This is a genomic window from Moorena sp. SIOASIH (assembly GCF_010671925.1).
GTDB lineage: Bacteria > Cyanobacteriota > Cyanobacteriia > Cyanobacteriales > Coleofasciculaceae > Moorena.
Window position 1 is genome coordinate 769,472 of record NZ_JAAHIH010000002.1, and the last position, 16,382, is coordinate 785,853.

A 16,382-nucleotide genomic window follows, 5' to 3' on the forward strand; every position below is an offset into this window, starting at 1 on the left:
CGGAGACTTACCAATCATCCACCCGGCATTGAGTACTTGCAAGTGCAAGTGACAGCCCTCCAAGGTCGGCATTGAACCAACGACCTCTTGCTTTTCAGGCGGGCGCTCTAGTGGACTATGTAGTTATAGGACAAAAATACTACATTAGTGTCAAGGGTTTGGGCAAACTTTTTTATGATGTACAGAAAGTGCAATAGTTTTCTGCGAACGCGCCCCGCGTGGCCAACGGCCAATCGCACTAGGAAAATCTCAAGTTACAATATCTAAGTGTTCGCATTCTTGCAAACCTTTCAAAAACTTAAACGGACCCGACCCAAACAAATACAGGATATCTTGAGCGCGAGTCATTGAAACGTAAAGTTCTTTTCTAGCTTCGGCTTCATCTCCCACGCCAAACTGATGCACCCACAAAACAATCACGGCTTTGAACTCCAGACCAAGAGAAGACTTGGTAGTAATCAGTCTTACTCCTGGATGACGGATGCTGTAATTCTCCTTGTTTGTATTGTCTTTACAGACCCAATAGTAGCCCAAGCCCGACGACTCTAACTGTTGAGTCATAAAGCTAAACAGTTCCTTTTCTTTTTTACTCTTATACCGATAGATGATAGTGATGTCTTGGGGTTGGTAGCCTTCACTGGTGAGTTGCTGAATTTGTGCGATCGCATTTTCAACTTCTACCTCTGCACTCTCACACAGATGCAGAATTGGACGTTTGCCCTGGCGGAGTGCAGCAGAGGGTTTAACTAAGGGAAAGACATCATCTTTTTCCTCAATGGAGGATAACTGAACTAAATCCCAAGCAGCAGATAATATTTCCTTAGTGTTGCGATAGTTTTCCTGTAGTTTCTTAACTCTGCCCTGTGCCTTAATCCCAACTGACTTCCAGGTGAACTTTTGGGATTTGTAGATACTTTGAATTGTATCTGAAACGATAAGCAAGTCACCATTTTCTGGGTCTTTGAGTGCCTGTTTGCAACAGGTAAACCAATTGGGATAAAAGGTGTGAGCTTCATCAACAAGTACAGCATCCCATTTTTCTGTTGTGGGAATATCAGATAGGGCTTCTAAAAGGCGATTACCTAACATTTTGTTATATTCTTCTGAGTCGTTATCTGTGAACATGGGTAATCGACCCATGATGGATTTAGCCCAAGCGTTGAAGTGTAGAACTTTAATCTGTTCTTGATACAGGGGATGGTCTTCTTCTTTGATAAGCGATCGCAAGTAGGCTGCTAATGTGATGTTGAAACACAGAATCAAAACTCGTTTATCGAAGAATTCTTTGGCAATAAACTTAGCACGACTAAGTAGGATTATAGTTTTACCTGACCCCACTACGCCACAGAACAATCGGTGACCATGGCCAAGAGAACGAGCCAACTGTTCCTGTTTATTGTCCAGAGTTTTAATTACAGTTGCATCGGGTTTGAGGGGAAACCCAGACGGCACACTTTTAATTTTTGCAGGTTCTTTGCTAACAACAACTTCAGGATGAATAACCCCCTTAATAGTGCTAATTTGGTCGTCTTCCAAACCCATAAATTTAAACCGAACAGTGAACATAGACTCTAATCGCTTCGTCAAATCCCGTTCACCGATACCTTCCCATTCGAGCAATTCATCTCTGTAGACAACTTGAGGCTTTTCTAGGATTGAGTAGATGTTTTCATCTCTAGCTTTGGCTTCAGAAATATTGGTCATTATTGTCCCGAATCCAATAGGAAAGGCTAACTTTCCTTGATATTCATCGTCATCTTGACAGAGAATTGAGTGACATTTAAGTTGATTAAGTAATGTATCTCGATAATCCTTGCCCTGTCTCAATGGGGATTGCTGAATTTCAATCCCTCCATCCCTTCGTTTAATTTCAAAGTTTTGATGACTTGCGTATTGAATTTGGCTAGCTTCCCAACCTTTAACCTCCAGGATTAATAGTCCCAATGTTGGTCCGAGAATGATGAAATCGGGGTAGCGTTTGTTTATTTTGGGTTCATACCATACATAACAATCATCGGGGAGTTCATCTCTGAGGATTTTGAAGAGTCGCTTTTCTCCACTGCTTGCTTTTGAGGGGATTGCATCTGGAACGATTAATGCCATTGACGGATTCTTTGGAATTTAGGTTTCTATTGCCAACATAGATAATGGATTGCCAAAGGTAAACAGTGAAGATATGGATTTTATAACATCTCTTTCCCAAACTTACCAAAATTTTGAACAGTAGGATTGACCCGGTACTGACGCAAGGTACTGGGTCAATGGGAGTTCTGGAGCTGAAGATGCGATCGCATAAGCGCGGAAGCTTTGCTTTATCGCGTAGCGTGACCTACGGTCAATCACTTTTGGCAGTGCCTAGCAACGGCCTTTGTCAGTTGATCTGATCTGTATCAACCACTCTCTATGGTGGGCAGTGCTTAGCAAAGGGCTTTGTCAGCTGATCTGATCTGTATCAAGCACTGGCGACCCTAAATCAACTGTGGAATGGGCATCAGGCGTGGAACAGGCATCTTGCCTGTTTCATTTTCGGGCGGGCAGGATGCCCACTCTACTGATATTGATTGCTTGATTGAGCAACCCCAGTGGTTTTTGTTCGCCAGGGGCTACACCTATGGTGGGCAGTGCTTAGCAACGGGGTTTGTGAGCTGATCTGATCTGTATCAACCACTGCCCACCCTACGTGGACTTTGTCAGCGGATCGGTATCAACCACTGCCCACCCTACCTGAACTGTCCCCATCTCCCCATCTCCCCAAACCCCCGCCCCCTGGTGACTTTCACTACCATTGCCGAAAAATTATAAAGTTTTGTAAATAGCTGCGTAACTTCTCTGAGTGACCCAGACATCTTAATAGAACAACTTGGAACAACAAGTTCAATCTCATACCCCTTTTATAAAAGGGATGCAACAAAAGATTGTCGGGTCATTGGTAATGGATGCTCGGTAAGATTACCGCTATTATCAATTGCCAATTACCAATTACCAAAAGGCAGTCAAAAATTGTTGCAGGCTGACAGGATAATTCATATCCAAACCAAAGCTTACTGTATTCAAACTGAAAAAAATACCGGAGTTAGGCAAATGACCCAATCTATTACTTTTACTCAAGACGAGATTCAAGCTTGGTTAATTGATCAGTTAGCTGAGCGTCTGGAAATGGAACCGGCTGATATTGATATTAATGAACCTTTTGATAACTATGAATTAGATTCTAGCCAGGCTTTGATTTTGCTAGGACGGTTAGAAAAGTGGCTTGGACGTGAATTTAATCCAGTCTTAATTTTCAACTATCCAAGTGTTGAACAACTTGCTCAGCGCTTAGTTCAAGATTCCTAGCTTGCTCAATAAAGATGAGCATCCCAATTTGTAAAAAGTATAATTTAAAAATGCTGTTAATTCTATTGTTGCAATTGATTGATTTAGAGCCTATATTGACAGCAATGGGATGCTCCCCAATAACTTTAGTCTTGACTATTAAACGCTACAAATAAATTGACTAATCAATGTAAGCTATCAGCTATCAGCTATCAGCTATCAGCTATCAGCTATCAGCCTATGCGCACGCTTTGCGAACAGCTTTTGCATAAGCGATGCAGTCGGCCAAAGGGGGTTTCCCCCACTCGCTATTGCATCAAGACAAGAGGTAAGCATTCGAATAATGCTGAGTGAAGTCCCAGCGTCGTTCGCACAGCGTGGCCATTCGCGTAGCGTGGCCTTTTGGCCAAGGCCAAAGCCTGTGCCACAAAGCTAATGGGCTTTTCCCCAGACTTTCAATTTTATTCTAAGCTGACCGCTGACCGCTGACCGCTGAATGCTTACTAATCAATAATACTCAATTTCAAGACTATAACGTTCTCATTAAAAGGGTTTTTAACATGGAACCAATTGCAATAATTGGCATCGGGTGTCGTTTTCCTGGTGCCGAAAATCCAGAAGCTTTTTGGCAACTATTATGTGATGGAGTCGATGCCATTAGTGAAATCCCCAAAACCCGTTGGGATCTCCATGACTTCTATGATTCTGACCCAGATACTCCTGGCAAAATGAACTCTCGCTACGGGGGCTTTTTGCCCCAAGTAGACCAGTTTGACCCCCACTTCTTCGGCATCTCGCCCCGAGAAGCCACTGCCATGGACCCCCAACAACGGCTATTGCTAGAGGTGGCTTGGGAAGCCCTGGAAGATGCAGGACAGGTACGAGACCACTTGGCTGGCTCCCGAACGGGAGTATTTGTGGGAATTTCCAACAATGATTACAGCTACACTCATCCAGATTATTCCACTCAGCCCCAAGGATACGATCTAACCGGTAATGCCTTGAATATTGCTGCTGGTCGTCTTTCCTATTTATTCAATTTTAAAGGGCCTGCGATCGCAATCGACACCGCCTGCTCTTCTTCAATGGTTGCAGTTCACCTGGCCTGTCAGAGTCTTTGGAATAGAGAGTCTACCTTAGCGTTGGCTGGGGGTGTAAATATTATTGTTTCACCAATCGGTCACATTGCCCTAAGTAAGCTAAAAGCCCTGTCTCCCGATGGTCGCTGCAAAGCCTTTGATGCCAAAGCCAATGGTTACGTTCGCAGTGAAGGAGCAGGTTGCATTGTCCTCAAGCCCCTATCCAAAGCATTAGCTGATAATGACCCGATTTACGCCACTATCCGAGGCAGTGCAGTTAACCACGATGGTCGTAGCAAGGGACTGACTGTTCCCTATGGTCCAGCTCAAGAAGCACTAATCCGTCAAGCCTTAGATAATGCTGGGGTAGCACCCTCGGAAATTAGTTACATTGAAGCCCATGGTACTGGCACACCCCTGGGAGACCCCATTGAAATGATGGCTCTCGGTTCCGTGCTTGCCAGTAATCGTCAGGAGGAAAACTATTGTGCTGTCGGAGCAGTTAAAACCAATATTGGCCATTTGGAAGCTGCTGCTGGCATTGCTAGTTTAATCAAAGTTGCCTTATCCCTCAAACATCAACAACTACCCCCCAGCTTGCACTTTGAAAACCCTAACCCCTATATTCCCTTCGATACTCTACCGCTACGGGTTCAGAAAACCCTAGGGCCTTGGCCTGAGCAGTTTGGTTTAGCCAAAGCTGGGGTCAGTTCCTTTGGGTTTGCCGGTACTAACGCCCATGTGATCTTAGAACAAGCTCCTCAATCCTCCCAAGTCCCGGATCAGGCCAGACCCCTCAAGCCACCCTACTTACTACCGCTCTCAGCCCATAGTCCAGAAGCGGTCAAATCCCTGGCTAACACTTATCAAGACTATTTAGCCACTCAAGACCTCAATCCTACCTTATTAGAGGACATTTGCTACACCGCTAGTGTCCGGCGCACTCACCATAAACACCGCTTAGCCCTGGTAGTTAACTCCCCTGAAGACGCGAAGGAGCGCCTGCAAGATTTACTCCAAGACCCCTCAGATCTTGACCTAGCTAGTGGTAGTAAACGGGGCAACCGCCGCCCGAAGGTAGTGTTTGTTTGCTCTGGTCAGGGGCCTCAATGGTGGGGGATGGGACGGGAACTACTGCAATCGGAACCAGTATTTCGAGGGGCGATAGAAGAGTGCGATGCCCTGATTCGTGCCCAGGCTAACTGGTCATTGTTAGCCGAGTTAACAGCGGACGAGTCTCAATCCCGCCTTGGGGAAACCGAAATTGCTCAGCCTGCTATTTTTGCCCTACAAATTGCCCTGGCTCGGCTGTGGCGTTCTTGGGGCATAGAGCCAAAAGCAGTGGTGGGTCACAGCCTAGGTGAAGTGGCCGCAGCTCACATTGCTGGTACTCTGAGCTTAGCGGATGCTGTAAGGTTAATTTGCGATCGCGGTCGCTTGATGCAGCAAGCCACAGGCAATGGCAAGATGGCAGCATTGGAACTCTCCCTAGCCGATACAGAAAACCTGTTGTCTGAATACGATCGTATTTTTGGATCGGCAAAGCCCAACCTAGGCATCGCAGCAATCAACAGTCCCACCTCAACGGTGGTGTCTGGAGAGTCTAGAGCAATGGAATTATTCCTTGAATTCCTTGCGCAGCGGCAAACGGATGTGTTCTACAAATTGCTGCCAGTGAATTATGCCTTCCATAGTTCTCAAATGGCACCATTTCAGGAGGAGTTGGTGCAGAGACTGGAAGGGCTAGAACCTAAGCCAGAAAATATTCCGGTCTACTCTACAGTTACCGGTTGCGCTAGTCAAGGTTCAGATTTCGATGCTACCTACTGGGGGCAAAATATCAGGCAAGCTGTCCGCTTTGCTCCAGCTATTGAAGCCTTAGTGGAAGCTGGTCATACCATCTTCTTAGAAATTAGTCCCCACCCAGTCCTTTCCGGATATATTGCTCAAATCCTCGACCATCTGAATCAAGCAGGAGTTGTTGTACCCTCCCTACGCCGTAGTCAGGAGGAACGAGCAACCATGCTCACCTCTCTAGGTAAACTCTACACCCAGGGCTTTAGAGTAGCGTGGCATAAACTATTCCGATCCTCCCATTGTCGGGTTGTGAGTTTACCCTCCTACCCTTGGCAGGAAGAACGGTATTGGGTCGAGCAGAAATCTCAAAGACCATCTCAAAGACCACAAGCATTCTTGTCTCAGGAAAACCCTGATGTTCACCCCTTACTAGGGCAACGGTTACGTTCACCCCTCACCGAAACCCTATTTGAATCCCAGTTAACACCTCAGGTGCAGCGTTTCCTAGTCGGTCATCAGGTCTACGGCATGGTAGTTTTGCCTGGGGCGGCTTACTTAGAAATGGCTCTAGCAGCAGGGGCTAAAGTCCTAGGGTCAAACCTAGGTTCAGGTTCCACCACCCTTAAGGACGTAGTAATTCAAGAAGCCCTAGTTATTCCAGAGGATACTAGCCGTACTACACAGTTAATCTTAACCCCGGACGGAACAGGGGAAGCGCTGTGGCGGATTGTGAGCTTGGCCACTGAGGGAGAGGATGGCCCCAACGCCTGGACACAGCACGCTATAGGCAAAATCTGTGTTGGAAAGACAAATGGACAAACAGATGGACAGACAAATGGAGAAACACAACTAGTCTCAATCTCTATAGAAGACCTCAAGGCCAAGTTTCCAGAAGAGTTGTCTGTTAAGGAATACTATCAACAACTCCGCCAACGGGGACTGGAGTATGCTTCCAGTTTCCAAGGTATTGAGCAACTTTGGCGGCAAGAAGGGGAAGCCCTAGGCCGGATTCGGCTGCCCGAGGAGTTAGTCTCTCAAGCCCAAGCCTATCAACTGCACCCGGTCTTGATGGATTCTGGTCTCCAGTTGCTATTTGCCACCTTGTCTGGTGATGGGGATACGGATACCTATCTGCCAGTGGGTTTGGATAATTTGCGGGTATACCGTCGTCCTGAAAACCAGTTGTGGATTTATGGTCAGATGCGTCCCCAGGATGGCTTGAATCAGGAAAGCCGTACTGCTGACCTGAAGCTGTTGGATAATCATGGACAGGTAATCGCAGAACTAGAAGGATTGCATGTTAAGCGGGCAAAGCGTCAGGCTCTGCTCCATACACTCCAAGACGACTTCAAGAATTGGCTCTACGAAGTGGAGTGGCAACCCAAAACTCGTCTAGGTCAGACTCTACCAGCAGACTATTTTCCCAGCCCCTCCCAAATTAGCGATCGCATCCAGCCTCATGCAAATCAGTTGCAGAATCAGCATGGATTGGAAATTTATGAAGACATTTTAGTTCAACTAGAAGCTTTCAGTGGTGCTTACGTAGTCAGTGCTTTCCAAAAAATGGGTTGGCAGTTTCCGCTGAATGAGCCCATCACCGTAGTTTCTTTAGCACAACAGTTAGGTATAATCGACCCTCACCATCGTCTGTTTGGTCGGATGCTGGATATCCTAGCCGAAGAAGGGATACTTACAAAGATTAACACCACTCAGTGGCAAGTTTCCCGAGTGCCTGATCTACAAGTCTTTGAGCAGAAGCCCACAGACCTATTGGCTCAATACCCTGCCTATGACGCTGAGTTTACCTTACTGGAGCGCTGTGGAGAGAAACTAGCAGAGGTTGTACAAGGAAAGTGTGACCCAATCCAACTGTTGTTTCCTGATGGATCCTTTACCTCTGCAGAGAAATTGTATCAGGAATCCCCAGGTAATCGGGTGTTTAACCTACTGATCCAAAAAGCTGTATCAATGGCTGTGGAGAAGTTGCCAAAGGGACGAACCATTCGAGTTTTGGAAATTGGAGCTGGAACCGGAGGCACAACCTCCTATGTTGCTTCCCAACTTCCAGCCAATCGGACAGACTATGTATTTACCGATTTGTCCCATTTGTTCATGGCCAAGGCTGAGGAGAAGTTTCGTGATTACCCCTTTATTCGGTATCAGATTCTGGACATCGAACAAGACATCGAAGCCCAGGGATTTGCTTCCAATCAGTTCGACCTAATCTTAGCATCCAATGTCATCCACGCCACCAGTGACCTACGCCACACTATGACCCATGTCCAGCAACTGCTGGCACCAGAGGGAATGGTGATGTTGCTAGAAGGAACCGGACGTCAGCGTTGGTTAGATCTAATCTTTGGTTTAACAGAAGGCTGGTGGAAATTTACAGATACCGAGTTACGACCAGATTACCCCTTACTTACTCCCTACGAGTGGCAAGATTTGTTAGAGGATATCGGATTTGCCGAGACCGGAACAATTCCAGAAGCAGGGGCTAACAGTGGCAGCTTATCCCACCAATCCATTATCCTGGCTCAAACTGCTCAATTAGACTTGCAAACTGAGCAACAGGAACTGATATCTCCCATGCCAGGGCAGGGAAGTAGTTGGTTGATTTTTGCTGATAACAAAGGTATTGGTCAACAGTTAGCAGCACAGCTCAGTTCCCGTGGGGAAACCTGTACGATGGTCTTTCCCAGCACCTCTTATCAACAGCTCGGGGAAGGTCAATACCAGATTAACCCAGAGCAACCAGAGGATTTTCAGCAGTTGCTCAAAGCAGTAACTACCAGTGATATTCCCCCTTGCCGTGGGGTAGTACACCTGTGGAGTTTGAATACGGTAGACCCAGCAAAAATGACAGTAGCAGACTTAGAGGCTGCCTCAGTCTTGGGATGCCGCAGTGTACTTCACCTACTGCAGTCCATGGTTAAAGCCGAGTTCTCCAACTTACCTTCACTGTGGTTGGTTACTCAAGGGGCTAAGCAAGTGAGCGCACAACCAACTCCTTTAGCAGTGGCTCAGTCTCCCTTGTGGGGTCTTGGCAAAGTGATTACCCTAGAACATCCAGAACTTGACTTTGTACAAGTGGATTTGGATCCCTTAGGTCAGGATGATCAGGCCAAAGCTTTATTTGAGGAACTGTGGTTAGACGATAACGAAGGAGAGAACAATCTAGTTTTACGTCACGGACAACGCTATGTACCTCGCTTAGTGCGCCACCGTCAGCAGGAATCAACCCCAGTGGAATTGCACTCCGATGGCACCTATTGGATTACAGGTGGTCTGGGAGGTCTGGGTTTAGTCGTTGCCCAGTGGCTAGTAGCTCACGGTGCCAGGCATCTGGTCTTGGTGGGACGCAGGGGTGCTTCCGATCACGCCAAGGTCACCTTGAAGGAGCTTGAGGAGATGGGGGCTAAGATCCTGGTAGCTCAAGCGGATGCCTCTCAAACTGAGCAAGTTAAGAAGGTGCTAGGTGAGATTGAAGTCTCTATGCCACCACTGAAAGGGGTTATTCATGCCGCAGGTGTTCTTGAAGTTGGCCGACTCGAACAGCAAGATTGGCAGGACTTTGCTAAGGTATTAGCCCCTAAAGTCCAAGGAGCCTGGAATTTACACCTGCTGACCCAGCACATACCATTGGACTTCTTCATTCTGTTCTCCTCAATCGCTTCCCTGATCGGCTCACCAGGTCAAGGAAACCATGCAGCAGCTAATACCTTTTTGGATACTCTAGCTAATTATCGCCAAACTCAGGGGTTGCCAGGGTTGAGCATCAACTGGGGGGCATGGTCTGATTTAGGCGCAGTAGCTAAGCGCAACTTGAACAAGATGTCAAGTATGCGAGGTCTGGGTACTATTGCACCTAAGCAAGGATTACAGATATTGGAACAAATTTTCCACAATCCCTCTGCCCAAATTGGGGTGATGCCCATTGAGTGGTCTGAGTTCCTACAGCAATTTACTGCTGATAACATCCCACCGCTACTAAGTGAGTTAACACTTGAAGCAACAACACAGGTTGTAGCAGAGGAAACATCAACCCAAGCCTTGGAGTTTCTACAGGGATTACAGCAACTTCCGTCCCATGAGCGCCGCGAACGTTTAGTTAGTCACATTCGAGACCAGGTTAGCAAAGTTTTAGGTTGGAGTTCTTCCCATACCCTAGATCCCCATCAAGGTTTCTTTGACATTGGCATGGACTCTCTGACCTCTGTGGAGTTGAGGAATCGACTGCAAACCTCTTTAGGGCGATCGCTATCTTCAACCTTGATCTTTGACTATCCCACTATCTACGCTCTTGCCGGGTATCTGGTCAGTGAAATGTTTACCGAAGATGAGCAGGAGGAGGATACAGACTCTCCTGAGACTACACAGAAGGATGATCATCCTACACAAACCCTAACCTCAGTAGACGTAGAACAGCTTTCAGAAGAAGATGCTGAAGCCTTACTACTCAAGGAACTAGAAAGTATTAGCGTCTAAGGAATCGGGAATCGGGAATCGGGAATCGGGAATCGGGAATCGGGAATCGGGAATCGGGAATAGATACCGAAACCCTAACCCCGAAACCCGAAATCCTAACCCTAAAAACTCAATTATATCTACCAACATTAGTAGTAGTTTTTCGATACTGTTTTCGTCAATTATTATCCTTTTTGCCTTTTGCCTTTTGCCTTTTGCCTTTTGCCTTTTGCCTTTTGCCTAAAGTCTATAGATTAATCAAACGTTATCTAACTAAGTCAGCACTATCAAAGGAATTTTATTAGACATGACTCAGAATTCAAAACCAACCAACTCTCTCTCTGCTACTAAGCGTGCTCTGTTGGCTCTACAAGAAATGCAAGCCAAGCTGGATGCGAGCGAAAGTGCTAAAACAGAACCCATTGCTATCGTCGGTCTAGGTTGTCGATTTCCTGGGGGTGCTAATGATCCTGAATCATTCTGGGAACTGTTAAGCAATGGTGTAGATGCAATTAGAGATATACCTTCAGACCGCTGGGATATTGATCAAATCTACGACTCTGACCCAAATAGCTCAGGGAAAATGTATGTTCGCAAGGGTGGGTTCATCGATCAGGTAGACCAGTTTGACCCCCAATTCTTTGGGATTTCCCCTCGGGAAGCCGTAAGTATGGACCCTCAGCAACGACTGCTCTTAGAAGTCAGTTGGGAAGCACTAGAGCATGCTGGGCAACCCCTGGATAAGCTGATGGGCAGTAAGACTGGGGTGTTCGTAGGAATTATGAACTTAGATTATTTCCAGCGAGCCACTGAACCTCAGGTGGTAGATGCCCATACTGCCACAGGTAATGCCTTTAGCGTTACATCTGGTCGATTGTCCTATATCCTAGGATTACAAGGCCCTAGTGTAGCCATAGACACCGCCTGCTCTTCATCCTTGGTAGGTGTGCATCTGGCCTGTCAGAGTTTGCGTTTAAAAGAATGTAACCTAGCCCTAGCTGCTGGGGTCAACCTGATCCTCTCCCCAGAAGTGATGATTAACGAATGTCGGGCGAAAATGCTTGCTCCCGATGGCCGTTGTAAGACGTTTGATGAGGCTGCCAATGGCTTTGCCCGGGGCGAAGGTTGCGGGGTAGTGGTTCTCAAACGCCTCAGTGATGCGATCGCTAACGGTGACAACATATTAGCCTTAATTCGCGGTTCAGCAGTCAACCAGGATGGCCGTAGTAGTGGTCTAACCGTTCCCAATGGTCCCGCCCAGCAAGCCGTAATTCGCGCCGCCCTAGCCAATGGTAAAGTGGAGCCTGGGGAAGTCAGTTATATAGAAGCCCACGGTACAGGCACATCCCTAGGGGATCCAATCGAATTGCGAGCCTTAGGGGCAGTACTGGGTAAGGGACGCACCCCAGACCAGAAACTGATGGTTGGTTCAGTAAAAACCAATATGGGTCACCTGGAGTCAGCGGCTGGTATGGCAGGACTGATTAAGTTAGTCCTCTCCCTACAACATCAACAGATACCACCCCATCTGCATCTAAACAATCCCAATCCTTACATCCCTTGGGCTGAACTTCCCATCGAGATCCCCACTGAACTTACCCCTTGGCAGTGCGACCATGGCTCCCGCATTGCTGGACTAAGTTCCTTTGGGTTTAGTGGCACCAACGCTCATATCGTAGTGGAAGAAGCCCCAGTTGGTGAGCCTGAGCAAGTTGAGGTGGAACGACCACAGCACTTGCTGACCCTTTCCGCTAAAAGTGAGGAAGCTTTACTTGCCCTAGCCAGCCGCTTTGAAGATTACCTAAAAGTCCATCCTCAGGCAAATCTGGCCGACATCTGTTTCACGGCTAACACTGGTAGAAATACCTTTACCCAGCGCCTAGCTGTGGTGGCTCAGTCTGGGCAAGAACTGTCTGAACAATTAGCAGCCTTCCGGACGGGTGTTGAGACCGCTGGGGTATTTACTGGAGACCTCGAAGACAAGCAGCGCCCCAAAATAGCCTTTATGTTCACTGGTCAAGGCTCTCAGTCTGTGGGGATGGCACGGGAACTTTACGAAACTCAACCTACTTTCCGCCAAGCCCTAGACCGCTGCGATGCTATTCTGCGTCCCTATTTGGAGCAACCCCTGTTATCTGTACTGTATCCAGCAGAAGGTGAGACCTCTCCTTTAGACCAAACTGCTTACACCCAACCCGCACTGTTTGCTTTAGAATATGCCCTGTATGAGTTATGGCGTTCCTGGGGCATTCAGCCAGATGGTGTTATCGGTCACAGTGTTGGGGAATATGTAGCTGCTTGTGTAGCAGGGGTATATAACCTGGAAGATGGCTTAAAGTTAATTGCTGAGCGTGCCCGACTGATGCAAGCCTTGCCCCCAGGAGGAGAAATGGCTGCAGTGTTAGCACCGGAAGCAGAAGTCAGAGCAGCTATTGCTCCCTACGCTGACCAAGTTGCGATCGCATCCATTAACGGGCCTGAAAACATAGTCATCTCAGGGGTAGCATCAGGGGTACAAGCCGTGGTCACGGAACTACAAACCAAGGGTGTTGACGTCCGACCGTTGAAGGTTTCCCATGCTTTCCATTCTCCCTTAGTAGAGCCCATGCTGGATGCCTTTGAGCAACACGCAGCTCAGATTAACACCTCCGAGCCCCAAATTGAACTGATTTCCAGTGTGACTGGTAAACGAGTAGAAGCAGGTGAGGTGACTAGCCCTGGTTATTGGCGTCGTCAGGTGCGGCAGTCAGTTAAATTTGCCGTTGCGATGGAAACCTTACAAGCACAGGGCTACGAGGTGTTTGTAGAAATTGGACCTCATCCAGTAATGCTGGGTATGGGACGACAGTGCTTGGCACCAGAAACTGGAGTTTGGTTACCTTCCCTACGTCGAGGACAGTCCGATTGGCAACAGTTGCTCCAGAGTTTGGCTTCCTTGTCCGTGCAAGGGGTTAAAGTAGATTGGTCTGGCTTTGACCAAGACTATCAACGCCACATCGTACCTCTGCCTACCTATCCCTTCCAGCGCACTCGCTATTGGATTGAGACAGTGGCACCAAACTCGAAGGATATTATACCACAAATATCACAAAATGGTGGAAATCCCCCTGTCCACACCCCACAGACTACCCCATTGGATTGGTTAGAGGCACTAAGTGCAGAGCAAGCCAAATCAATGGTCGAGAGTCAGGATGTAGCTAATATTTCCCAACGTCTTGTTAATCTTTCCACCGAGAAACATCAGCTACTGAAACTGTTGCTAGAGCAATACCAACAGCAGGTTAATTCAGAGTACCTGAGGGATGCCCTGTACGAAGTTAAGTGGCAAGCTCAAGAGCGTACCCAGGAAGCAGAAATTAAAGCCACTGAGCCTGGTCAATGGCTGATCTTTGCAGATTACGGTGGCGTAGGACAGGCATTAGCAGAAAATTTGCGTACGCATGGTCACAGCTGTTGCCTGATTTATCCAGGTGAAGCTTACCAAAGCCTACCAGGAGGAATTGGCACCATTAACCCGGCTGATCCCAATCATTTCCAGCGGTTGTTCCAGGAAACTCTTGGAAATAATCCATTGCCCTGTCATGGAGTAATTCATCTGTGGAGTCTAGAAGCTGAAAAGTCTGAAGCACTCACACCATCATCTCTCGAAGCGTCTCACGTCTTGGGTTGTGGTAGCGTACTGCACCTAGTTCAGTCACTAGTTCAGACACTGGTCAATACTGGCAGTGCAACCTTACCGAAATTGTGGTTAGTAACCTCTGGCACCCAAGCAGTGGAAACCAATCCTGCTCCAGTAGCACTGGCTCAAGCCTCTTTGTGGGGCATGGGACGAGTGATTGCCCTGGAACACTCTGAAATTTGGGGAGGACTACTAGATTTAGACCCATCTATATCTGGTAATTCTGGTGATAAGGGTGCTACCCAACAGGCCATGGCTCTGTTCCCAGAAATTTGGCAGCCAGACGGGGAAGACCATGTAGCATTCCGCAACGGACAACGCTATGTTGCTCGCTTGGTATCTAGCAAACCCACTCAAACCCAATCGTTAGCTGTGGAGGCAGATGGTATCTACCTGATTACTGGTGGCTTGGGCAGTTTGGGACTCCGGGTTGCCCGGTGGATGGCTGAACAAGGGGCAAAAACGCTAGTGCTACTAGGACGCCGAGGACTTCCGCCATCAGACCAGTGGGCAAGCTTACCCCAAGACAGTGAGTCTTGGAAACGGGTGAAGGCCATTAAAGCTATCAAAGCCATGGGAGCCAAGGTGATTGTGGCTCAAGCTGATGTCAGTGATCAGGGTCAGATGTCTGAGGTATTTGAACACTTGCGTAACACTCAGATTCCCCTCAAAGGAGTTATCCATGCCGCCGGGATTGAAAATTATCAGGAAATGCAAGGGATGGACCTGAATGTACTTCAGGCTACCCTGCAACCTAAAGTAATGGGGGCATGGCTACTGCATCAACTTACCCAAGAGATCAACCTAGACTTTTTCGTCTGCTTCTCCTCGATTGCCTCTGTGTGGGGCTCCAAGGGACAAGCCGATTACGCCGCTGCTAATGCTTTCCTAGATGCGATCGCACATCACCGTCAAGCCCTAGGATTACCTGCTTTGAGCATCAATTGGGGACCCTGGTCTGAAGGTGGCATGGCATCTGAAGAGGTCAAGACCTTATTGAAGCGTATAGGAGTAGACCCATGGCAACCAGAAGAAGCCATGAGCATTTTGCCATCCCTGATCGGGTCGAACAGCCCTCAAGTAATCGGTGCTAAAGTCAACTGGGATGTCTTCAAACCACTTTATGAGGTCAAGGGACAACGAGCGCTGCTGGCAAACATGGGAGTAAACTCACAGATCCAAGACTCACAGATAGATCACAAAGAGTCAACTCCAGCACAGCGTCCTGATTTTCTAAAGCAATTAGCAAATGCCCCTGCTCAGAAACGTCAAGACCTATTAGTAGCTTATCTTCAAAAAGAAGTTACCCAGGTGTTAGGTTTGGATCAATCCCATCCCATCAAAGGTCAACAGGGATTTGCCGAATTAGGCATGGACTCTTTGATGGCTGTGGAGCTCAAGAGCCGCTTAGAAGCTAGCTTGGGACAGACCTTGAGTTCAACATTGGCATTTAACTATCCCAATATCAACGCTCTTGCTAATTATTTGGCTCAGGATGTTCTATGCTTAGACCGACCAGAAGACTCTCTTGGCTTAGGTCACAGTAATTCTGAATCTTCGTCTACAACTCCAGCGGAGGTAGAAGAACTTTCTGAAGAGGATTGGGCTTCATTACTGGATGAAGAGTTAGTAACTCTAGTTTTCAATTAGTAATTGATAGGAATCAGCGATTAACTATCAGCGATTAACTTTTAGGGATCAACTATCAGCCCATTTGCTGATAGTTGATCCCTATACCAATGGGTGTAATAGTTTTTTGAAATTCCAGGGACTAAGAATTGCTAAAGACAAGGTTTTAGCAAAGTTGCTAATTGGAAACCACACCAGTTGCTAATCTGACTCCCCATCTCCCCATCTCCCCATCTCCCCATCTCCCCATCTCCCCATCTCCCCATCTCCCCATCTCCCCATCTCCCCATCTCCCCATCTCCCCATCTCCCCATCTCCCCATCTCCCCATCTCCCCATCTCCCCACACCTCCCTCTCTTTCCCCATTCCCGATTCCCGATTCCCTCGGCCAAACGGTATAGATAAATTTTAATAAT

At 47.5% G+C, this 16,382-nt stretch carries 6 protein-coding genes; 3 read left to right on the forward strand and 3 right to left on the reverse strand.

The window, feature by feature from the left end; translation table 11 throughout:
- Positions 1-249: 249 nt before the first annotated feature.
- Positions 250-2,103: a nuclease-related domain-containing DEAD/DEAH box helicase gene (locus F6J90_RS11135; RefSeq protein ID WP_293092943.1), complete on the reverse strand. Its 1,854-nt coding sequence runs from the start codon at positions 2,101-2,103 to the stop codon at positions 250-252.
- 978 nt (positions 2,104-3,081) lie between these two features.
- Between F6J90_RS11135 and F6J90_RS11140 the strand changes: the two genes are divergently transcribed.
- Positions 3,082-3,336, forward strand: a complete 255-nt coding sequence (locus F6J90_RS11140; RefSeq protein WP_293092945.1) for an acyl carrier protein — start codon at positions 3,082-3,084, stop codon at positions 3,334-3,336.
- A gap of 539 nt (positions 3,337-3,875) precedes the next feature.
- Positions 3,876-10,679: a type I polyketide synthase gene (locus F6J90_RS11145; protein WP_293092947.1), complete on the forward strand. Its 6,804-nt coding sequence runs from the start codon at positions 3,876-3,878 to the stop codon at positions 10,677-10,679.
- On the opposite strand, the gene F6J90_RS11150 is transcribed toward F6J90_RS11145, so the two are convergent.
- On the reverse strand, positions 10,659-10,808 hold the full coding sequence (locus F6J90_RS11150) for a hypothetical protein (protein ID WP_293092949.1): 150 nt from the start codon (positions 10,806-10,808) through the stop codon (positions 10,659-10,661). The genes F6J90_RS11145 and F6J90_RS11150 overlap by 21 nt on opposite strands.
- Before the next feature lie 157 nt (positions 10,809-10,965).
- Here F6J90_RS11150 and F6J90_RS11155 point away from each other — a divergent pair, with 157 nt between their 5' ends.
- A complete protein-coding gene (locus tag F6J90_RS11155) occupies positions 10,966-15,987 on the forward strand; it encodes a type I polyketide synthase (RefSeq protein WP_293092951.1) in 5,022 nt (1,673 codons plus the stop codon).
- A gap of 180 nt (positions 15,988-16,167) precedes the next feature.
- Here the strand turns inward: F6J90_RS11155 and F6J90_RS11160 are convergent, their stop codons facing one another.
- Entirely contained in the window at positions 16,168-16,332 is a 165-nt protein-coding gene (locus F6J90_RS11160) for a hypothetical protein (RefSeq protein ID WP_293092953.1), read from the reverse strand.
- Positions 16,333-16,382 lie beyond the last annotated feature (50 nt).